The sequence below is a fragment of the Baaleninema simplex PCC 7105 genome (assembly GCF_000332355.1).
Taxonomy (GTDB): Bacteria; Cyanobacteriota; Cyanobacteriia; order Cyanobacteriales; family Geitlerinemataceae; genus Baaleninema; species Baaleninema simplex.
Genome location: NZ_KB235959.1, coordinates 14,128 through 36,183, shown reverse-complemented (window position 1 = coordinate 36,183; position 22,056 = coordinate 14,128). Strand labels below are relative to the sequence as shown.

Genomic DNA, 22,056 nt, shown 5'->3' with positions numbered 1-22,056 from the left:
TTTAATGGAGCGGAAAGTGTTAATTGTTGATGACGAGCCAAATATTCGGATTTTACTCGAACAGGCTTTAGAAGATCTCGAAGATGAAGGGGTCGAGTTGATTACAGCTCAAAACGGCATGGAAGCCTTGGATATCATAGAGAAAGAAAAGCCTCAACTCGTATTTTTGGATGTCATGATGCCGAAAAAGAACGGGTTTGAAGTGTGCCAAACGGTCAAGCAAAACCGAGATCTCAAGGAGGTTTATATTATTATGTTGACGGCAAAAGGGCAGGAATTTGATAAAAATAAAGGCATGGAATCGGGAGCAGATCTGTATATGACAAAACCGTTTCGACCGAAAGAGGTGTTAAAAAAATCCATCGACGTACTGGGTTTAGAGTTAGATTGAAGGGTGGTCGAGTTCGCTGAGGGGTGCATCTCAGTTTTGCAAAAACATGAGAATTGGAGTCTGAAATCCTTATTCTCTCGTATAGATTTACATTGTTGAGATGCACCCGACGATTAAGAAGTATATTGAGGCACAAGGAACGGTTTAATACGGAGCTTAAAAGCTCCGACGCGTTCGTCCCACGCTTAAAAGACGTGGGCTTTGCTCCCTTCCCTATAATCAGAAGGTTGACGTTCTCCCCCGCCTGAAAGGCAGGGGGATTCATCGTTCTATGAGTTTCCATTAGCTGACAGGATCTCTCCAACCAACCAAGAGGGAATCTCTCCCGATGCGTGAATTCGGGTGCGCCCCACCCTACTCAAGCCCAATTTAAGGATGTTTATCGCCGCATTTGTATCACGGTCGGCGACGAAGCCACAATGGGGACAAACATGGGTTCTTGTCGATAAAGACTTATGTACCTTTTTCCCACAACTCGAACAGTTTTGACTCGTGTTGTGGGGCGGTACGGCAATCGCTATTTTCCCGTATTTGTCCGCAAAGTAGTCTAGCCACCGACGAAACAGCGTCCATCCCGCATCACTAATCGATTTCGCTAGATGGCGATTCTTGACTAACCCTGCAACATTTAAGTCTTCGTAGGCCACCAAATCGTTAGATTGGATTAAGCGGAGCGCCACTCTCTTGGCGTTCTCTTCTCGCTGCCGACTTACTCTTAAATGCTTGCGGGCATATCGCTGTCTAGCTTTTTGATAGTTATGAGATTGGGATTTTCCTTTACGGAACTTTTTAGATTTTTGGCGGTTGAGTCGTTTGAGTTGCTTTTCGGCTTTCCGGTCGCCGTTCCGCAGGACGCAGGTTCCTGCGGCTGCGGCGACTTCGTAAAATTGAGGAATCGGCTCGGTATTTCCTTGGCTGTCTGCTAGAAAATACTTTAATCCCACATCGATTCCTACCGTTTTCTGGGAGGGGGTTAAAGGTTTGGATACCGTCAGTCTCGGATCGAGCTTAATGCAGAACTGAACGTAATAGCCATCGGCTCTTTTGAGAATTCTGACTCGCTTAATCTGTTCGGGGTGATAATAATTTAAATCTCTCGAACCGATTAAACGTAAATGTCCGATACCTTTTTTGTCGGTAAAGACAATGTGCTTGCGATCTTCTGACAGCTTCCATCCCGAGATTTTGTACTCGACCGAACGGGTATTTCGCTTGAATCGAGGATAACCCCTCCTACCTTTAACCTTACTTTTACAGTTTTCGTAAAAACGAGTAATGGCTCTCAGGGTTCGCTCGACCGCCGTCTGGCAAGCATGAGAGTTCAGTTCTTCAACTTCTCTTGGTGCGCGTTCCCTAGCGCCGTACGACGGCGCGGGGTCGCACCGCAAACTTAAACTCTTTTCTGAGTCGCGTGTTGTACCGAAATAGCTCAGCTTTCCCCACGCCTCGATTGTCCATCCAGTAACGCAGGACTTTGTTGCGAACGAACTGAGCCGTCCGAATTGCCTCGTCGATGGCTTGAACTTGGTGAGACTTGGGATTAACTTTGTATTCGAGGACAAACACAACTTGATACTCATTAGCGCAGTATCATTTTACCGTAGCTAGGCTGAAGCCGCCACATCTCTCACCCCGCCCTTGAAGGACGGGGCTTGTTGGCGTCCCGGTCAATGACATCCTCCCCGACCCGCTTCGCTGAGGTCGGGGATTCCCAAACCGTTCGGCGGACGAGACGCGAAGCCCCCGTCATAATCTTTGATTTGACGTGGGGTAGCTCACAGCACTTCCCGTCCCAAATAGGGTTGTAATACCTCGGGAACGCGAATCGTGTTGTCCGGTAGCTGGTAGTTTTCCAACACCGCCGCCATCGTGCGACCGATCGCCAATCCCGAACCGTTGAGGGTGTGGGCGTATTGGGTTCCCTTTTTCCCTTTTTCCTTAAAGCGAACGTTACCCCGTCTCGCTTGGAAATCTCCAAAATTCGAGCAACTGGAAATTTCGCGATAGGTTCCCGAGGCGGGCAACCATACCTCTAAGTCGTAGCACTTGTTCGCGCCGAAGCCTAAATCTCCCGTGCAGAGTTCGATGACGCGATAGGGCAGTTTCAACGCCTGTAAAATCGCCTCGGCATCCCGTACCAACGATTGATGTTCGTCTTCCGAGGTTGCTGGGCGCACCACTTTCACCAATTCCACCTTGTTGAACTGGTGCAGTCGAATCAGTCCTCGAGTGTCTTTCCCGTAGCTTCCCGCCTCGCGACGGAAACAGGGAGTATAGGCGCAGTGATAAATCGGTAACTCGTCGGAGGTGAGAATTTCGTCGCGATAGAGGTTGGTGAGGGGAACTTCTGCCGTCGGCGTCAGCCAGAGATCGTCAGAGTCGCATTTGAAGCTTTCTTCGGCGAATTTGGGCAGTTGTCCCGTGGCTTGTAACGAGGCGCTGTTGATGAGGAAGGGAGGGATAACTTCCGTGTATCCGGCGGCGATTTGTCGGTCTAGCATGAAGCTAATCAACGCTCGTTCCAAGGCTGCGCCCGCCCCGAGGAGGGCGACGAAGCGACTTTGGGCGACTTTTACGGCGCGATCGACCGCCAGAATCCCCATCTTTTCAGCGATGTCCCAGTGGGGCAGAATTTTCTCGTTTTGGGGTTTGTGTTCGTCTCCCCAACGGCGAATTTCCACGTTTTCCGTTTCGTCTTTTCCGATTGGCGTGGAATCGCTGGGAAGGTTGGGAAGGTTCAGCAACAGCGTTTCGAGTTGGGCTTTGAGTTCCTTCTCTTGGGGTTCGAGATCGCTCAGTTGGGTTTTAACCTGGTTTCCTTCGGCTTTGAGACTTTGAATCTCTTCGCCTTTGGGATCGCTTCCCGATTTGATTTTTTGCCCGATCGCTTTCCCGATTTCGTTGCTGCGGGCTTGCAGTTGCGATCGCTGCGTTTCTAAGTCCCGTTGTTGGCGATCGAGTTCGACGATCTCCGTAATATCGTAGCCGTCCCCGCGCAGGGCGAGTTTATCTCGGACGGCTTCAGGGTTGTCTCGGATGAGTTTGATGTCTAGCACGATTCGCGAAGAGGTAAGTAAAGTCGTGAACTGCCGATAAAGCGTCGAGGAGCGATCGGTTCGCGGTCGTCCGTTGTCGGTCGCGACACGACGATCCGCCCTCTAAACTATCAGGTTTTGCCCTCCCTCTGCATCTGTGCGATCGCGTGAATTTGTAAAGTTCGCGCGATCGCGCGTCGGAAATGAGAAAGCCCATCGGTATCCTAGTATTACTTACTGCTCGAGAGTTTTTGAAGATACGCCATGAAACAGCTCCTCCAATCGATCGAACTCGGTCAACGCTACCTCCGGGGTATGGGGTTGGCGATATTGGCTGCGATCGCCGTGTTTGCGATCGCCACACCTGCCTCCGCTACGGGGGTTTACGATATGCCCTTCCTGTCTCCGGGCGATCCCACCTGGGTTATCGATGACGGCAACGCCATCAGCCGCATTAACGAAAGCCAACTCAGCAAAGCCTTCGACAAACTTCGCCAAGACACCGAAACCGAAGTGCGCGCCGTGACAATTCGCCATTTAGATTACGGCGAAACCATCGAAAGTTTCACAAACGCCCTCTTCGAGAAATGGTTTCCCACCCCAGAAGCCCAGGCGAATCAAGTATTACTCGCCCTCGACGTGGTGACGAACAACGCCGCGATTCGCGTGGGAGAGGCGGCGGCAGAAACCCTCAACCCAGAAATTGCTGAAAGTGTCGCCCAAGAAACGCTGTTGTATCCACTCATCGAAGGGGACAAATATAACGAGGCGTTCTTGGACGCCAAAGATCGTTTAGTTGCCGTATTGTCCGGCGAACCCGACCCCGGTGCGCCCGATTTAAACAACACCGTTCGAGTCGAAGGAACCTTCGCCACGGCAGAAGAAACCGAAGCCCAAAAAAGCAATTCGACCACCGTTGTTGTCGTGTTGTTGATTGCGGCGACGGTTATTCCGATGGTCACCTATTTCGTTTTATATCAGTAAAAAATTCGATTTTAACGATTTAAAAAATCTGTCAAACCCCAGCTTGTTGACTAACAAACTGGGGTTTTTGCTGCGATAATTTTTTTCGGTTCTCTCCCTAAATTTCTCTCCCAGAGAGAAAGAGGAAGAGGGGTGCATCCCAGTTTTGCAATAAAAACCCCACCCATCCTCCCCTTGCTAAGGGGAGGAGCCGAAGGTGGAGGGGTAATTCTACAAAATTGAGATGTACCCGAGGAAGAGTACATCTCAATAGATGTAAAAACACGAAGCTCTGGGTAGGGTGGACTTCGGCAACGCTGCCGTCCGCGGGTGGACCGGAGTGGAACCCAACAGCCGCTCGGAAAGCGTCAGCGGTACGTAGCACGATCGAGTAGGTCAGCTCGTATCCGATGAATTTACATTTTTGACATTTTTGAGATGCACCCGATTAGACCGCGAGGAAACAATCTTACAGCGTCAGAGATTGCGGGTTGTTTTCGATGAGGTCTGCCAAATCTTTCAAGAACGCCGCCGCGTCTGCACCGTAAATAATGCGGTGGTCGCAGGTAATGTTCACTTGCATTTGACGTTTGACACCCATCATGCCGTCGTCCGTGGCCACAACCTGGGGACGAGAGGCACCGATCGCGAGAATCGATCCTTGTCCGGGGGGTAAAATCGCATCGAAGCGATCGACCCCGAACATTCCCAAATTGGACAGGGTAAAGGTTCCCGTGCTGTACTCTTCCGGTTGCAGTTGTTTCGATCGCGATCGCGCCACGAGATCCTTCCACGACCGAGACAGCGAGTAAATATCCATTTGGTCGGCATCGCGCATCACCGGCGTAATCAAGCCGCCTCCGGGCATGGCCACCGCCACCGCCACGTTAATGTTGCTGTTGTACTGAACGCCCTGTTCGGTGTAGCTGGCGTAAAGTAACGGGTGTTTCTGCAACGTCACCGCCACGGCTTTCGCCAGTAGCCCCGTCATCGTCACACCTTTGGACTTAATTTGCTTGTACAGGGCATCTAAATTGTCCGTGGTGATGGTATAACCCACGTGGAACGTCGGCACTTGCAAACTCGCCGTCATGTTCCGCACCACTGCCCCTTGCAGCGTATTGAACGGAACCACCTGACCCAAGGGGGCGCTAGTGGCAGCCGGAGCCGTTGTCGTGGGGGCTTGCGCCGGAACCGAGGGAACTGCCGACGGAGCGGGAGCTGAGGGCATCGGTGCAACTGCCGTTGCAGTTGGTTGGACGGGTTGTCCGGCCGCTGCTTGCACGTCTTCCGCCACGATACGACCGTAAGGACCGCTCCCGTGCAACCCGTTCAAATCGACTTTCAGCTCTTTGGCTAACTTCCGGGCGCGAGGAGAGGCGACAATGCGTCCGCCATTTTGTCCGCTAGCCGCCGCTTGAGACGCGCCGTTTTGTGCCGTCGCTGCGGCTGGAGTCGGTTGGGGGGTTGACGGCGTTTCCGAAGCGGCCGCCGTCTGGGGTTGCCCTTGTTGCTGTTGCTGGGCTTTTTGCTTGGCTTCTTCGATTTCCGCTTCCGTTTCGGCTAACAGGGCGATGGTTCCGCCGACGGGGGCGACTTCGCCTTCTCCGACAACGATGGTCGCCAGAATCCCTTCGTAGAAGGACTCCACATCCATGTCAGCTTTGTCCGACTCGACGACAACCACCGTTTCGCCTTTTTCCACCTTGTCCCCTGGGGATTTCGTCCAAGAGACGATTTTGCCTTCAGTCATGGTGGAACTTAGGGCAGGCATGAAGATTTCGTGGATCATAAGGGGACTTCCCGCGCTCTACACTTGAGGAAAACTACCGTTTGCAAATACCCAAACATACCATGTCGCGGACGTGAGAGGAGAGAGGGAGAGGGGGAGAAAGGGAGAGGGGGAAAGGGGGAGAGAGGGAGAGAGGGAGAGGGGGAGAGGGGGAGAGAGGGAGAGAGGGAGAGAGGGAGAGAGGGAGAGGGGGAGAGAGGGAGAGAGGGAGAGAGGGAGAGGGGGAGAAACTGTTACCTGTCAACTGTTTTAACTGGTGACTGGTGACTGGTGACTGAAACACTGTTCACTGTTCACTGTTCACTGTTCACTGTAAAAGGGGGGGAAATCAGTTGACAGTTTCTCCCTTTTTTTCTCCTTGTCTCCCTTGTCCTTCTTTTCTCCCTTTTACAGTTCGCCGCGAACTTCGATAATTTCTCCGTCTTTAATTACAATTTCAGTTTGTAATTTTTGGATTAAATTATCGCCCTGACCGGCATAAAACAGACTTTCAATTTGTCCTTGGTTGACCTCACGATCGAGTTCGACGGTTTCGACTTGTTGCAGTTGCTGTAACACTTGATTTTTTTGTTCGAGCAACTGGCTCTTACGCTGGTTGACTTGAATTTGAATGTTGTCGATTTGTTGCTGCACTTGCGGTCCGGGCGGTTGAAGCCCTTGCGTTTTTAGTTCTGTGACAGCTTTCTGCGCTTGCATTTCGAGCTGCTGAAGCTGGCTGTCGAAGCGATCGATCTGCTTTTGCAGTTGCTCTTGGGCTTCTTCTTTCCATCGAGGCGTCACGATCGCTTTAATCGTAACGTTCCGTTTCAGGAGTAGTTTCGAGTTGTCGAGTTCCATGAATCTTTAAAAGCTGTCGTATACAAAAGGTCGAAAGTCCGTTCGAGACCGGCAGACTCGCTTACTCGAACATCTTGTCAATCGTATCGCGGTAGCGTTCCCGAACGACAGGCCGTTTGATTTTTAGCGTTTGCGTCATCGAACCGTTTTCGATCGAGAACGGCTCGAGAATCAAGCAAAACGGCCCGATGCGATCGTCGGTGCGGTAGCCGGGGCGGTTCTTCACCTCCCGGTTGAGTTCCCCGCGAAACAGTTTCTTCACGCGATCGCCCTCGATATCCACAGGAGGCGTCGCCTCCGCGTTAACGGATATCCCCTGTTCCGTCGCCCACTGCGTCAACGCTTCCCAGTTGGGAACGATTAACGCGCCGAGTTGTTTGCGATCCTGTCCCACCAACATAATTTGGTCGATGTAAGCACTCCGCACGCAGGCGTCTTCAATCGGTTGCGGTTCGATGTTCTCCCCGTTGCTTAAAACGATGGTATCCTTGGCGCGTCCGGTCAGCACCAAGTATTTACCGGGTAACAAACGCCCCAAATCGCCCGTATCGAACCAACCTTGAGGATCGATCGCCTTTTGGGTGGCTTCCGGGTTGCGGTAATACCCTTTCATAATTTGCGGACCGCGCGCCAACACCAAACCCGTTTCGCCTTCGGGTAAAACTTCCCGCGTTTCAGGATTGACGATGCAGATTTCCGTGTCGATGACCGGGAGACCAGAAGAACCCTGTAAGTTTTCCCACGCCCGCCGCACGGTCAATACAGGTGAAGTTTCGGTTAAGCCGTAGCCGACGAGGAGGTTAATACCGATAACCTCGAAAAAGGTATCGATATGGCGGGCTAACGACCCGCCGCCGCTGATGAGATATTTGACGTGACCTCCCGTCGCCGCACGAACCTTAGAATACACCAATTTACTGCCGAGGCGATGGAGGGGAGATAGGGCGGCTTTTTTGGCTTTGGCTTTAAGGCGTTGGAGTTTTGACGGGGGCGTGGCGTCCAAACTCAAGCCTTGGCTGCGATGTTTCGCTTCGATGTAGCGTTCGCTGATATCGATGAAGAAGTTCGCGAGTTTTTGTTTTTTCGGCGGCTGTTGGCGGAAGGTTTTTTGCACGCCTTCGTAAATCGATTCCCACAGTCGCGGAACGCCTACCATCACGTGAGGTTTGTGCTGTTTGAGATCCTGTTTGAAGTGGCGAATGCTCGTGTAGATTAGCGTGCAACCTTGAGAGAGGAGGTAATATTCACAAGTGCGTTCGTAGGCGTGCCAACTGGGGAGGATGCTGAGGGCGCGATCGCCGGGTTCGGGGGGAAACACGCTGCGAAAGGCGTTAATTTGATGCAAGAAATTGCCGTGGGTTAGCATTGCACCTTTCGGTCGCCCTGTGGTTCCCGAGGTATAAATGAGGGTGGCGAGAGTCTCGCGCGTGACGGCGGGAGATCGAAAGTCTCCCGAAGCCCCAATTTCCATCAGTTGGGTGAAGTTTAGGACTCGAAACGGCATTTCTTCAGGTGGCGTTTCGTCCGAGAGCAATATCACCCAGGTTAAGGTATCGTTCAATTTGAGGCTGTCGTCAGTGGCCGATCGCAGTTTATCGAGAGTCGCTAAATCTTCGACGACGAGTCCCGAACTTTGGCTGTGTTGGAAAATGTAGAGGAGTTCGTCGCGATCGGCTTGGCTCGATCGCACCACGTTCGCCGCACCCGCTGCAATAATTCCTTGGTCGGCGACGAGCCAACGGGGGCTATTTTCGGCAAATAAAGCCACGCGAGGCGGTTCGTCAGCCAATTGTATCCCCAAGCTTTGCAATCCGGTTGCAAATTGGCGAATTTGCTGCCAGAGTTTGTGGTAACTGAGGCGGAGGTCGTCGTAGTGGTGTGGGTCGTGTAAGGCGGTGAGTTGGCCGAATCGGTCGGCTGCGATCGCCCAAACTTCTGACAGTGCGTTAATTTGCGTGTAATCACTGCCTTTGTTGAAGTTGACCCGTTCGCGATCGGTCAGTTCTCGGTGAGAGACAACGGCTCGATTCATGATAGATGAGAATGATTGCGAATTTCTTTCAACTTTAATATCTGCGCGGATTTACGGAAACTCTGGAGCGGGTGTGACAGCGGTGAGATCGATCGCCTCAGTGGTGCAGAAAACTTTTCGAGATCGGGGGATTGACAAAATACATAAAATATGTATTAGGATTCAAGTCAGATCCCCGGCATCCATTTACCGATCTGGGATTTTGCGGTCAACCCTTTAATACGGTGATATCTTTTCTAACAAGGGTTTCAGGACTTTTCTGCACCATTAAGGATCGATCGCCGTTATGGGGAGGGGGAGGGAGCGATCGAGAAATATAAGATTTGATGATATTATTGTTTGGCGATAGTTTGAATGTTCTCAATACGCTATAAAACTGCTCTAGGTTTTGGCAGGATTTATCAAATATAATATAAATTTATTTTATCGAACGTAGATACAAAATGGTTATTTTAGAGTGGAAATACCCAACAAACCATCAAGATCGGACGAACATTCTACACAGAATAGAATTCAGAAATCTGAAAAGAATTTTTTATTGAATTCCCATTTTTGAGTTTTTAAAATATTTTTATACATCGATCGAGACATATTACGTAAACTCAGCTACATTTTGTAAAGCAAACCTAGAAGCCTTCCAAAAAAGAGAATGTAGAGAGTAAAAAACTCTCCACATTCTCCAAACTCAACCTGAAATCGAAGCCTAAACCTCGAAGGGTTGCTTGCCGCTGAACTTCAGTTTAGCGGGTTCGGGATTCTTACCGATGTTGCGATCGACCTTGTTATTGAAGGGACGGCCTTCATTAACTTTTTCAGGGAACACACCATCTTTCGGATGGAGATATTCCATTTCACCGTTGGGGTAAATCCGATAGATTTTAAAATCTTCGATTTTAGGCTTGAACTTCGTCCGCAGTTGCGTACCCAAAGCCAGGCACTGCTCCTTGCGAGCCAAGTACAGCAAGTTTTCCCCTTCGTTCATGATCGCCGCACCACCGGTGGGCATTTCAAAAACTTGTTCTTTAGAACTGGTCCAGGTGATGGCGTATTTTTCTTCGACGTCCGCTTTGGTCAGCAAACCGCCCGTGCTACCACCGAAAATCGGAGTTTTTCCAGTGAGTTCTTCTGCCATAGTTTATCGAACGAGATTTAAGAGTTCGATCGGCATCCTATCACCGACTTCCGCAAGGGCGATCGATATCGTCAACAAATGTAACAGTTTTCACGATCGCCCCCTCACGATCTCCGACGCTTCGAGGACGCCGAAACCCCTTTGGATTGTCCGGGGGAGCGGTGTGAGTTGCGCCCGTCTTCGAGGATAGGAATTGTAAAGTGGAATCGACTGCCGCGATCCTTGCCTTCCGACTCCGCCCACACCTGGCCGCCCCAGCGTTGGATGGCTTGGCGACAGATTGCCAGTCCCAACCCCGTGCCGCCAGTGGTGCGGCGCAGGGCCCCTTCTTCCTGGTAAAACCGCTCGAAGATGGCTTCGACGCGATCGGGTTCGATACCTCGTCCCGTGTCGGCTACCGTCACTTTAACGGTACGATAACCGCTCGGGTGGGCGCGAACGGTTATCGTACCGTCATCGGGCGTAAACTTACAGGCGTTATCGAGGAGTTTGCTGAGAACCTGTACCAGCCATTCCCCGTCAGCTTGCACCAAGGGTAACTCCTCCGGTACGTCGATAACGAGTTCGGGTAAGCGATCGCGATCGTAACGGGTGTGAACGCTACTGAGAGACAAATCCACACATTCCCGTAACGAGAGCGGTTCTAAATGCCACTCGACGCGTCCGCTTTCAAAGCGAGACAGGGTCAAAAAGTCCTGTACTAATTCTCGCAGGCGATCGGCATCGGCCAGGGCGGTATTGAGCATCACTTGCCGCAGTTCTGGCGCCATATCCGGTTCGCTGGCCAGACTTTCGAGACAAATTTGAATCGTCGAGAGGGGCGTTCGCAGTTCGTGTCCCGTAATGGCAATTAAATTGCTGCGCGTCCGTTCTAAGGCTTCGAGTTGCTGGTTGAGGTCTTCGAGGTGAGCGTAGGTTTCCGCTTGAATCAACGCCGTCCCGATTTGCGTGGCGATGGTGTTGACCAAAGCCAATTCGTCTTCGCCCCAGGCGTGGGGACAACCGCGACAATGGTGTAACTCGATAATTCCGAGGAGACGGTCGCGATATAGCACGGGCATCATCAACCAGGCGCCGATTTCCCAGCGTTCGACGAGTTCGGCAAAGGTCGATCGCACCTCTGGGTGTTTTCCTTCTGCGGTACTGATGCGAAAGGCTTCTGAGTCGCCGAGGCCAGAAGACCCCGTCTCGCTAGACCGAGTGAGGAGTTGCGAAATCGTGCGGACGAGAGCGTTGCTCGCCTCGCTGGTATCGTCCACATACGCGCCCGTTTTACGGGTGGCGACTTCCCGAAACAAGGGGTTATCTCGTAACTGCCAGGTTTCGCCCACCAGGGAGGATACCTCGGGACGAGCGTATTCGTGGGCGATGGTGGTGGTGACGTCGTTGTCTTTACAGCGGTAGATCGAGCAACGGCAGACATCGAGTGCTTGTCCTAACTCGCCGACCGCCACTTCTAAGATTTCGTTGGGATCGAGGGATTCGCGAATGGCTGAGGTGATGGAGTTGACGAGGCGTTCTTTTTCCTCCTGGGCGGAGATGGAACGGTAGGCTTTGAGCAGTTTGTACTGTCCGGCTTGCAAGTAGGCGATCAGCCGTTCGGCAAACGGTCCGGGGTTGATGCTGGGTGGGTTGTCCGTTAAAACTAGGCGATCGCGCTGGGATTTCGCAGGCACGGTTTCGGGAGACGGTTCGAGGCCCTGGCTGTCGATGCCATAGGTTTCCCGTGCGTCGGCGACTTTTTCAGCCAGTTCGGGGCGGTAGACGAGGATGCGATCGAGCAGGCGATCGGCTGCGAACAGACTGGCGTCGCGATCGAAAGTCCAAATTCCTTCAAACCGTCGAGCCGGATCGAGATCGAGAACCGTTTTTTTCAACCAACTGGTTTCGCCGTCGGGGATATGTCGTTCTTGGCAGACGAGACAGGTTCCGTAATTCCGAGTTAAGACGACCAGGTTCCATTCTTGGCTGAGGGGTTCGCCAGGATCGAAGGCGATGGTTTCGTATTCGAGGGAGCGATTGGCAAATTCGCTCTCTGGGGCGGCGAGAACGTAAACTTGTGGTGTCGCTCGGGCAATTTTGAGGTATCGTTTGGCTTCGATGCGGTAAAATCGCTCTCGTTGAAAACTGGCCACCACCAAGGGGCGATCGTCGCTCGCCAACACTTGGTCTTCCATGGCGTGAGACAGCGCGATCAGCGAAGACTTGAAATACACCTGCGATCGCAGGTTCGGGAGGGCTTGCAGCAAATCTTCCAATATGGAAGTCGTTACGCTCATCGATGTTTGTAACCGCTTGCGCTAGGCGTCGTGAAAAGTTTGGAACCCAGTTCGACGAAAAACGCCAGACTCACCGACGATGGCTCCAGATAGGCGAGCTTATATCTACATTACCCGAAACTGCCGTCGCTGCGCCTTCACCTCTGGCAGTCGAGGACGCGATAAGTCTGCGATCGCCCTGCATTACCCCGCTTTGACACTCCCCAGCTATCACGGCGTGGGGATTCTTCCTTCAACGATCCAACTTGCTCTGACAGGTTGGCACCAGCCAAAGTCGCGGTCAAATCTACCAAGATTCGTCGCAGCGCTCCAACCATAGCCAATAGGCTTGGTTGGTGGTGAAGCGGCGGTGAGTTGATGTGCGTCCCCTGAACAATGCGAGAGCGAGAGAAGGGGATAGCGCCGAAACGAGCCATCAAATATAATTGATAAGGTGGTAACACGCTGAAAACATACGGATAGCTCATCCAGTAGGCAGCCCAGAAGTAACGGTTAAGACACTGGCAACACGGACATCTCACGGTGGCGAACTCGGTTCGCCACCCGTGTCCTCCTGTATAGAGCATAAAGCCCAAAACCCAAAATCAGATCCGTCCGGCTTGGGGGCACCAAGTGGACGTAAAACAAAAAGCCTGTGGAATCGTTCTGGCGGGGACTTGAAGTTATCTGAGTTCAAGTCTAGTCAAGAGGTTGAGAAGCAGGAAATCCTTGGTGTGAACCAGGGAATCTCCCTGCATACCCGATAGGGTTGCTGGGAGAGGATGTCAACCTCCTATGCGCCGAGAACCTCAAAAACTGGTACGCGATCGCATCCCCGAAATCGTTCGCCGATCGGGACGACGCTGCGGTGTCGAACGTCTCGACATCGCGGACTACCGCCAAGCCTTGCGGGACAAACTCGTCGAGGAAGCCATCGAAGCCGCTGAAGCTAGGGACGACGCCGAATTAATTCGGGAACTGGCGGATTTGTCGGAAGCGATCGACGCCTTACTGGAAACCTACGAGATCGATCGCGCCACGGTTTCAGCCAAACAGCAACAACGCCGCGACGAACGAGGGGGATTTCGCCAACGGCTGAAGTTGCTGTGGACGGAGGATGATGAGGAGACGGAGCTTAGTGGTACAGAAAAGTCCTGAAACCCTTGTTAGAAAAGAGATCGCCGTATTAACAGGGTTGGCCGCAAAATCCCAGATCGGTAAATGGTTGCCGGAGATCCCCGGCATCTCCAAGATGCCGGGGATCTGGCTCGAGTCTCAATACAGGTTTTATGTGTTTTGTCAATCCTAGATCTCGAAAAGTTTTCTGCACCACTTAGGGAGACGGAGAGATGAGGAGGCTTTTTGACAGTCACCAGTCGCCAGTGAAGGCAGCGGACTGTTAACAGTGTCTTCCGTGTTCTCGTCCGATCGATTAACGGAAATTTAATTCGATCGAAACTTCGCCACAGAGATACGGCGGTAACGTCCAACCTAACAGCACCTGTTCGACCGCGTGTTTGATGTCCGGTAGTCGCTGCAAGTCGCAAGAATGAAGGATGCTGTCAACGGTCGATCGCCGACATACTGCCGTCCGCACTCGACCGTCGCGCACGATCAAACCGAAAATCAGTTGGAACGCGCCTAATTTCGGCAAATACTGGAGGGCGTGCAAACTCTGTTCGAGCTTGGCGAGGGCGCGATGGTTTTCTAAGGTATTGAGTTCGAATCCGGCGATACGACCGACTTCGATTTCTAATCCGAGGTTCGACATGGCAGTCTTTAAAGAGATGACGTTTGGCAAACCCATCGATGTCGCCGCCGGATGCGAGATACTACCTCGGCCGCGAAAATCGGCGACCCAATCGTCTGTAAACCCAGAAGCGTGGCAGCGCGATCGCTCTCGACTGACGTTCGAGTACGGGGTGATGCGGGAACGGATGACTCGAGGCGTCGAATCTCCTCGCCCAGCCAGCGGAGTTTGTTTCGCAGATGAAGACGACACCGAACGTCCGAAATCTCGTTCTCGATAACTCGTTCCGTCGGGAAGTAGAGTGGGAACGGTGGCGCAGACGCTGGGGGACAAGTCTACAACTTGCGATCGCTCTGGACCGACCGCGACAAACGCTGTATACGGCGACAGCAATTGGTACTCTAACGCCGTTTGGATCATTTCTCGGACGATCGTGTGGTGTGTCACCTCGAAGGTTTGGTTCGAGAGGGACTTCAAACAAGCGCGTCCCCATAACTGAGCGATGGCGGGATTGCTGTTTTCCGTAAACTCGACGAGCAGCGTCTCTTCGTATCGCGTTCCGTCGGCTTGTCGTCCCGAAATCGTCAGGCGTCCCGAACCGCGATTGTCCGTCTGTCCGAACAACACGAGCGGTTCGGTGGCGAACAAGTCCGGTAAGGGATTGGGATACACGGTCGGGGGGTTTCCCGCACCGTCCCACGCGATCTCGATGTCGGTCAACACGGGACAGTTAGCGCGAGTGAAAAATCGCCGTGCGGCCTCGTCGATGGGTGCGTCGTGACTTGACATACTCCCCAGCCCTTGTGGCGTGGGGATTCTCCAGACCTCACGGTTCTAGATTCCTGGTTCGGTGACAACCCTTACTGCCAACCGTTGCCGATCGACAGCAGCGGGGTTTGTCTCCCCAGGCGTTTCCTGCGAAACGCAGGCAGTTTCCGAATGCCCTTCGGTACTGATTCCTAACATTTCCAACCCTCGATTGAGGATGTTGATAGCCGCGTTGGTATCCCGGCACAGTTTCGCCCCACAAACGCATTCGTGAGTGCGAGTGCTGAGAGATTTTTTAACCCGGCGACCGCACTGGTAGCAATCTTGACTGGTGAATGCCGGATTAACTGCTACCACTGCCTTACCCCAAACCTTCCCGTAGTAGTCGAGAAAATCAGAGAACTGACTCCAAGCTGCATCGGAAATCGACTTAGCCAGATGGTGGTTTCGCACCAAATTTCGCACCGGCAAATCTTCATACGCCACGACCTCGTGAGATGCCACAAGCGCCCGAGCGAGTTTTATCGCCCAGTCTTTGCGCTGGCGTTGAACTTTGAGGTGCGCTCTACCTAACTGTTTCCTGTTTTTGTGAGAGTTGGCAGATTGTTTTTTGCCCTTACGGTGTTTGCGACTCAGGCGACGCTGCAATCGCTTTAACCGTCGCTCCGATTTTCGGAGATACTGGGGATAGGCAACGGCATTATCGTTCTGGTCTTTGACGAAATACGTCAGTCCCAAATCGATGCCGAGGACGTTTCCGGTGTAGTTTCCCAGTTCTTGACGTTCGATATCGAGACAGAATTGAGCGTAGTAGCCATCGGCACGACGAACCACTCGCACTCGGTTGATTTGGCTGCGGAGAATATCTTCTCGTGCCGCACTGTTACAGTAGAGAGAGAAGGTTCCGGCAGCGAAGCCATCGGTGAAAGTGAGAGTTTTCGCATCGTCCGAGAGTTTCCAACCGGAGGTTTTGTATTCCACCGAGCGGCTGTGTTTTTTGAACTTGGGATAGCCGACGGGTTTAACCCCTTCCCGGCCGTTTTTATAGAAGCGGTTGACGGCTTGCCAAGCGCGAGCGGCGTGGGCTTGTCGCGCCATACTGTTGAGTTTTTTGGCGAAGGGAAATTCCTTGGCTAAATCTTTACACAGGGCTTGCATTTGGGCGCGAGTACAGCCACGAGTGTCCATCCACAGCCGCAAGCATTTGTTCCTGACGAACTGTCCGGTACGGATGGCTTCGTCGAGGGCTTGATACTGCTGGGCACTGCCGTCTTTGAGTTTGGCTTCTCGGACTAACATACTCATATTGTAGTACAGTTGTGACTTGATGAAAGTCGCCCTAGAAGGCTTGCCCTGAGCCAAGTCGAAGGGGCGAGGCTTTAGACCCAGATTTTTGGTAACGTTCGGCGATCGCCGGTTTTGAGAGCAGTGGTCAGGCAGGTCGTACGCTGGAAATTTGCAAGTTTGGACGGTCGGTCGTAGAGGTCACTTGACGGATCGATCGCGGCACGATGAGTAAGGTAATGCCGTCGCGACCGATGATATTCACGGATTGTCCCGGTCGAACGAGAGTCTGAGGGCGTAGGGTATAAAACCGGGCTGGCCAGTAGGTTCCTTTGAAAAATACACGTCCGGCCGTCTCGGGAGAAACGGAATTTGTGACCGTCGCAGACAACGGGCAAGGGAACATTTGATAAGGGGTGGATTCGAACAGTGCCACGATCTTTTCTCCTAACAAAAAACGGCAAGTCGTTCGATCTGGGCTGAATTTTAGGTCGTGTTTTTAATCCAATTTTCAAAAGATTGAAAAGCGTACGTTCTGGATGAGAACGTCTAGCTTGAAATTGCAATCTCGCTCGAGAAGACAACTCGAACAACGTCTAACAAACATAAAAAAACATTAATTTTTTTGCGATCGCGAGACGTTTTTGAAATCGCTTCGTAGAATAAAAGCGTGGATCGTTTGGGTGAATCTCTGGTGTTGTACGTCGATCTTATGCAAGCGTTCGAGAAATGACTATGAACTCTCGTGAAAGTTCGTTCGGGTCCGATCGCAGCGCGATCGATTCCTACGAGTTCGCCCTAACACGACCCATTGCCGCCACCGATTCTCACGACCATCGATCTGAGATTTTTAAGTCCGAGTCTCAGTACTTCACACCTGTGAATTCAGAGATCGAGTCCGACAACCCATCTTCCGATAGGGGTGCGATCGCCGATATGAACGTTCTGGAATTCCTACAGGCCGACGCCCGACTCACCCAACGACAGCGAGAAGTGTTACTGGAATTTCTCCCTGGCGATAAAGACGATGGTGCGATCGCCAGCGATCTTTACGTCACCGAGCAGACAGTTCGCAAACACCTCTCGGACATCTGCAAAACCTTTAGTTGGGAAACTGCCGAGGGGGAAGAAAAAGCCGTACGTCGCGCTCAATTGGTATCTCTGTATGCCAAATATCGCCCCGAGCTGTTTTCTGGCGTTCCCTTTTCGCCGACCTCTCGTCAGAAAATCGTCCTAAGTTACCACCAAAGCGATCCTCTCGAATCGGAAATCGCGTTGGCGTTGTATCGAGCCTTCAGCGAACGAGAGTACGAAGTGCTGTTGGCCGATGCCAACCTGCGAATGACGGCCACTGGACGCCGACAAATTCAAACGGGATTGTCTCAATGCGATCGCTTGGTGTTGCTGTTGTCCCAATCTCCCGGCGTTCAATCTTCAGCCTCGAGCGAAATGGTTACAGAAGAAGTCAACTTAGCTCGACATATTTTCGCTCGCCGAGCGTCGCCCAAACCCACCCTCGTCGCTGCGTACCTCAACTGTCCCCCCAGTTTGCTCGGACACAAATTGCGCGGCTATCTCGAAGAGGCGCGATCGCTCGTTTGGACATCGCCCAAAGACACGGACGCCTTAGTGCGCCAACTCCTCGACGACTTCCCAAATGACGGGCAACTCCCCGTCGTCGATCCCTCAAACGAAGCTGCGTCGCTCTCAGAGGCTGCCGTTCCCGTCTATCCCCCCAAAATCGACGCCGAACCCCAGCTTCCTCGGGGTCAAGTGGAACTGGCGTCTGCGTTTTACGTCGAGCGTCCCGGTATTGAAGATCGCTGTTACGAAGAAATCGTCAAACCCGGTGCGTTAATTCGCGTCAAAGCCCCGCGACAAATGGGTAAAACCTCGTTAATGGCGCGAATTCTCCACGAAGCGAGCCGTCACGACTACGAAACCGTTCAGCTAACGTTCCAGTTTGCCGAATGCGATATCTTTTCGAGCCTCGATCGCTTTCTGCGGTGGTTTTGTGCGATCGTCACCCTGCGGCTGAAACTTCCCTTAGAGATCGATCGCTATTGGCAAGGCAGCGAAATTCTCGGCAGTAAAATCGTCTGTACCCGCTATTTTGAAGACTATCTTTTACAAGAGATCGATCGCCCCCTGGTTCTCGGACTCGACGAAGTCGATATCCTCTTCGACTATCCCCAACTCACCACCGATTTCTTTGGCTTGCTGCGAGCGTGGCACGAAGAATCGAAAAACAATCCCCTCTGGCAGCGACTGCGACTGGTTATCGTCCACTCGACAGAAGCCTACGTTCCGATGCCTGTCAACCAATCGCCCTTTAACGTGGGACTTCCCGTCGCCTTACCCGAATTTACCCCGGATATGGTGGCCGGTTTAGCCAATCGCCACGGGTTGCGCTGGGGGGAGAACGACATCGAGCGACTCATGCACTGCATCGGCGGACATCCCTATCTCGTGCGATTGGGCTTGTATTACATTGCCCGAGGCGAATTGAATTTATCGCAACTGCTCGAGATCGCTCCCACGGATTCGGGTATTTACGGCGATCATTTACGGCGACATTTATGGGTATTAGAACAACACCCCGATCTCGCTGCTGCGTTTCAATCCGTCGTGCGATCGGAAACTCCCGTGGAACTCGACTCCATGCAAGGATTCAAACTGTACAGTATGGGGTTAGCCAATCTCCTAGGAAATAACGTCACGCTCCGTTACAACCTCTATCGAGAGTATTTTCAATCTCGCCTTTAGGGGAGAGGGGGAGAAGGGGAGAAACTATCAAACATCAACTACGGCAGTCCCAAATGAGTCGTCAAAAATTAAAACACCAGAAAAAATATGATTCCCTGTTCCCCGTTCCCCGTTCCCGATTCCCTTTTTGTCCCAATTTTTTACACAACTGATTTAGGATTGCTATATCATCGTGAACTACGACTATCAAGTAGGTGGATGTCTGCCAGAAAACGCTCCGACTTACGTGGTTCGTCAAGCCGATACCGATCTGTTTGAAGGCATTACGCGGGGCGAGTTTTGCTACGTTTTTAATTCGCGACAAATGGGAAAATCTTCGTTGCGAGTCCGAACGATGCAAAAACTGAAAGACCGGGGATTTGTCTGTGGCGTCGTCGATTTGCTGCAAGTGGGAAGTTCCTGTATGTCTTGCAAGCAGTGGTATGCGGCGATCGCCTACGAACTGGCTCGGCGGTTCGATCTGCTCTCGAAAATCAATTTGTTCGAGTGGTGGAGCGATCGCCCGTTTTTGCGCCACGATGAAAAATTAGCGGTATTTGTTCGCGAAATCCTCCTCAAACAAGCGCACGGACAACTTGCGATCTTTGTAGACGAAATCGATAGCGTTTTGAGTTTGGGATTCAAAGTTGATGAGTTTTTTGGTTTTATTCGCTCTTGTTACGAATTGCGTCAAATGTATCCGGCTTACCATCGTTTGACATGGGTTTTACTGGGCGTTGCCACCCCGAACGAATTGGTATGCGATCGTGCAAAAAATCCTTTCGATTTCGGTCGCGAAATTTATTTGTCTGGATTTCGGCCTTACGAATGCGATGTTTTAGTCGAAGGGTTGACACCTCACGCAGAACATCCCAAACGCCTACTGTACGAGATTTTACGATGGACGGGGGGGCAGCCGTTTTTAACGCAAAAACTCTGTCAGTACGTGGCAAGATCGACGGATATCGTGCGATCGGGTGCGGAAACAAACGCGATCGAAAACCTGGTTCGTACACAAATTTTAGAAAATTGGGAGATGTACGACGAACCGCCTCACTTACGAGCAATTCGCGATCGCATTTTAGCCAGTCCTCGACGCCAAAAACTATTAGAAAGCTACTGTCAAATCCTCAAATTTGGTGAAATTCCCATCGATCGCTCTACCGAACAAATGGAATTGCGACTGGCGGGATTAGCGATTAAAGCCAACATTGGCTTTAAATTTGCCCAGCCAGTTTTAAAGGTTTATAATCGTCTCTATTGGACAGTGTTTAATCGAAGTTGGCTCACCAAACAAATCGATATTGGCAAGATTCCCGAACCGGTTTTTCAGAGAGACGATCGACAAAAGCTGTTCGATCTCGTGTTACAGGGATCTCTTCGTACTCAGTCCCCTTCTAAATTTATTGAATGGTTCGATCGCGCGTTCGTTCGAGGCGACGAAACAGTCGATCGAGAGGTCTCAGAAATTCTTCGTCATCTCGTCACGAGGGAAACGTGTGACGAGTTTGCAAAACTCCTTCACCGATGCTGTTACATTGTGATTAATTCTTGGCAAATTCGTCCCGCTTATAAAACTTATATTCCTGATTTTCTGGCTGTTTTTAATTCCATCAATTTAGAGGGCGATCGTGTTGGTTTATCTTTTTGTGTCGATAGATTGCGACAGTTTATTTTTTATTTTACTCGAACGCATGAATATCTCGCACTTCAATTTTTGTTTAAAAATGTGAGACAACCCAAAAAAACACGCATAAAATCATCTTATATTGCCGACAAAATAGGTCGATATAATTTTTTAGGATCTTATTTTGAATCTACAATTCAAGGATCGAGCGACAATCGAAAAAAAGTCGAAGAGATTATTCGGACGCGTCAATGGCGGTTTGCTAATAAGTTATATCGCTATTCTAAATACTTGCATCACGGGCGATCCGAGCGTCAGTTTTTAGAACTCTCTGTAGATTCTCAAGATACAATACTGCAAAGCCAATATAAAAATCCTACGCTTTTAAACGATATTGCTTTAGTTCGAGCGTTTCATGAATTTCAGTCAGGACAAGTTCGTGCGAAAGACTTTTTTACATCGTCATCAATTTTTGAAACCTATCGAGATTTTAAACAGTCTTTATTTCAATATTTAACAGCCGATCTGTATATTGATTCCCCTGAATTTAAAAAACGTTTTCTAAACGAGTTAGAAGATTATATTTTAAAAATTCACTGTGAAGCAGATCGACGAAAACCCAATAATATTTTAGTAATGCAAACTTGCCAAATGACTCTCGACTACTTATTGGCAGATCCCGAAAATAAACGTCATATTTATCTATCCAATTTTTTGGCGAACCTCGGTTCTTTACCGTTAATGGTTATGTTAGTGAAGACTATTTTAATTTCAACTCCCACGAAATCCGATCTCGAATATCGCATTTTTCGGTTAGTCGAACGGTATCAAACCGATCCGTTCGATCCCGAACATTGGCTCGTTGAGTCTCTAGAAAATTTAAATGTTGGCTTTACAGTAGGGTTTACACCGCTGGAATTTCCTGAATTTTGAAATTCGGTGTTTGTCATACGGAATCCGAATCTCAACGCTTCGACTTCGCTCGCTTCGACTTCGCTCGCTTCGACTTCGCTCGCTTCGACTTCGCTCGCTTCGACTTCGCTCAGCGTTGAGTCCGAGCGGAGTCGAGGACTCAAACACTGGTTTTTCCCAACCTAACAAGTCTCTCTATCTCCCCTTATCACTCCTTCCAAAGGGGGGTTGGGGGGATGTGGTGAAGACTTCTTGAAACCTAGCTTATCGGAAACGGATTCCGTATCAGTTCGCTCGTCTGAGTCCATTTTAATAAATGTAAATCTCGCCAATCTATAGCAGTCTCAAATGAATCTTCAAAAATTAAAATACCAGAAAAAAATAGGGTTCCCTGTTTTCTGTTTTTTCTGTTTCCGATCCCCTTTTTGTTCCAATTTTGTTACACAACTGATTGAGGGATGCTATAGTTTTGAATCGGCGTTTTTACAGGATGAAAGTTTTTGATATAATTTACAGCCAAGAGTCTGAAA

The 22,056-nt window shown here is 50.9% G+C and carries 15 protein-coding genes and 1 pseudogene; 6 read left to right on the top strand and 10 right to left on the bottom strand.

The features are described 5' to 3' along the window. The first annotated feature begins 4 nt into the window (after positions 1-4). Positions 5-391: a response regulator gene (locus tag GEI7105_RS0120160; protein ID WP_017662223.1), complete on the top strand. Its 387-nt coding sequence runs from the start codon at positions 5-7 to the stop codon at positions 389-391. Between the two features lie 269 nt (positions 392-660). On the opposite strand, the pseudogene GEI7105_RS31565 reads toward GEI7105_RS0120160, so the two are convergent. Both GEI7105_RS31565 and serS read right to left on the bottom strand, forming a co-directional pair. Beyond that, positions 661-1,957: pseudogene (locus tag GEI7105_RS31565) on the bottom strand (RNA-guided endonuclease InsQ/TnpB family protein). Between the two features lie 209 nt (positions 1,958-2,166). Beyond that, the gene (serS, locus tag GEI7105_RS0120150; RefSeq protein WP_017662222.1) at positions 2,167-3,447 is read right to left on the bottom strand and encodes a serine--tRNA ligase; all 1,281 of its coding nucleotides are present in this window, start codon (positions 3,445-3,447) and stop codon (positions 2,167-2,169) included. 243 nt (positions 3,448-3,690) lie between these two features. Between serS and psb32 the strand changes: the two genes are divergently transcribed. Continuing rightward, the gene (gene psb32, locus GEI7105_RS0120145; protein WP_017662221.1) at positions 3,691-4,410 is read left to right on the top strand and encodes a photosystem II repair protein Psb32; all 720 of its coding nucleotides are present in this window, start codon (positions 3,691-3,693) and stop codon (positions 4,408-4,410) included. 448 nt (positions 4,411-4,858) lie between these two features. On the opposite strand, the gene GEI7105_RS0120140 is transcribed toward psb32, so the two are convergent. The 5 genes from GEI7105_RS0120140 to GEI7105_RS0120115 all read right to left on the bottom strand — a co-directional run bounded on the left by GEI7105_RS0120140 (position 4,859) and on the right by GEI7105_RS0120115 (position 12,461). Continuing rightward, positions 4,859-6,181, bottom strand: coding sequence for a dihydrolipoamide acetyltransferase family protein (locus GEI7105_RS0120140; RefSeq protein WP_026097814.1), 1,323 nt, complete (start codon positions 6,179-6,181; stop codon positions 4,859-4,861). A 387-nt stretch (positions 6,182-6,568) separates the two neighbouring features. After that, positions 6,569-7,018, bottom strand: coding sequence for a YlqD family protein (locus tag GEI7105_RS0120130; RefSeq protein WP_017662218.1), 450 nt, complete (start codon positions 7,016-7,018; stop codon positions 6,569-6,571). 61 nt (positions 7,019-7,079) lie between these two features. Beyond that, entirely contained in the window at positions 7,080-9,050 is a 1,971-nt protein-coding gene (locus tag GEI7105_RS0120125; protein ID WP_017662217.1) for an AMP-dependent synthetase/ligase, read from the bottom strand. Between the two features lie 703 nt (positions 9,051-9,753). After that, positions 9,754-10,182 (bottom strand): photosystem I reaction center subunit II PsaD, encoded by a 429-nt coding sequence (locus GEI7105_RS0120120; RefSeq protein ID WP_017662216.1) that lies wholly within the window; start codon positions 10,180-10,182, stop codon positions 9,754-9,756. Between the two features lie 104 nt (positions 10,183-10,286). Beyond that, the gene (locus GEI7105_RS0120115) at positions 10,287-12,461 is read right to left on the bottom strand and encodes a DICT sensory domain-containing protein (protein ID WP_026097813.1); all 2,175 of its coding nucleotides are present in this window, start codon (positions 12,459-12,461) and stop codon (positions 10,287-10,289) included. Positions 12,462-13,235: 774 nt separating this feature from the next. Here GEI7105_RS0120115 and GEI7105_RS0120110 point away from each other — a divergent pair. Further along, positions 13,236-13,598 carry a nucleoside triphosphate pyrophosphohydrolase gene (locus GEI7105_RS0120110; protein ID WP_017658516.1) on the top strand — a complete coding sequence of 121 codons (363 nt, stop codon included), beginning with the start codon at positions 13,236-13,238 and terminating at the stop codon, positions 13,596-13,598. Between the two features lie 274 nt (positions 13,599-13,872). Here the strand turns inward: GEI7105_RS0120110 and GEI7105_RS0120105 are convergent, their stop codons facing one another. The 3 genes from GEI7105_RS0120105 to GEI7105_RS0120095 form a co-directional block, all read right to left on the bottom strand. Then, positions 13,873-14,979, bottom strand: coding sequence for a hypothetical protein (locus GEI7105_RS0120105; protein ID WP_017658517.1), 1,107 nt, complete (start codon positions 14,977-14,979; stop codon positions 13,873-13,875). Between the two features lie 45 nt (positions 14,980-15,024). Continuing rightward, the gene (locus GEI7105_RS0120100) at positions 15,025-16,257 is read right to left on the bottom strand and encodes an RNA-guided endonuclease InsQ/TnpB family protein (RefSeq protein ID WP_017658518.1); all 1,233 of its coding nucleotides are present in this window, start codon (positions 16,255-16,257) and stop codon (positions 15,025-15,027) included. Positions 16,258-16,390: 133 nt separating this feature from the next. Then, positions 16,391-16,678 carry an NfeD family protein gene (locus GEI7105_RS0120095; RefSeq protein WP_144053607.1) on the bottom strand — a complete coding sequence of 96 codons (288 nt, stop codon included), beginning with the start codon at positions 16,676-16,678 and terminating at the stop codon, positions 16,391-16,393. Between the two features lie 299 nt (positions 16,679-16,977). On the opposite strand from GEI7105_RS0120095, the gene GEI7105_RS0120090 reads away from it, so the two are divergent. The 3 genes from GEI7105_RS0120090 (at position 16,978) to GEI7105_RS40560 (ending at position 21,666) form a co-directional block, all read left to right on the top strand. Further along, positions 16,978-19,008: an AAA-like domain-containing protein gene (locus tag GEI7105_RS0120090; protein ID WP_017658520.1), complete on the top strand. Its 2,031-nt coding sequence runs from the start codon at positions 16,978-16,980 to the stop codon at positions 19,006-19,008. 172 nt (positions 19,009-19,180) lie between these two features. Next, complete coding sequence (locus GEI7105_RS33720; protein WP_017658521.1) at positions 19,181-21,547, top strand: Sll1247 family protein; 2,367 nt, start codon at positions 19,181-19,183, stop codon at positions 21,545-21,547. Continuing rightward, positions 21,544-21,666 carry a hypothetical protein gene (locus tag GEI7105_RS40560; protein ID WP_017658522.1) on the top strand — a complete coding sequence of 41 codons (123 nt, stop codon included), beginning with the start codon at positions 21,544-21,546 and terminating at the stop codon, positions 21,664-21,666. The genes GEI7105_RS33720 and GEI7105_RS40560 overlap by 4 nt, the downstream gene beginning before the upstream one ends. The last annotated feature ends 390 nt before the right edge of the window (positions 21,667-22,056 follow it).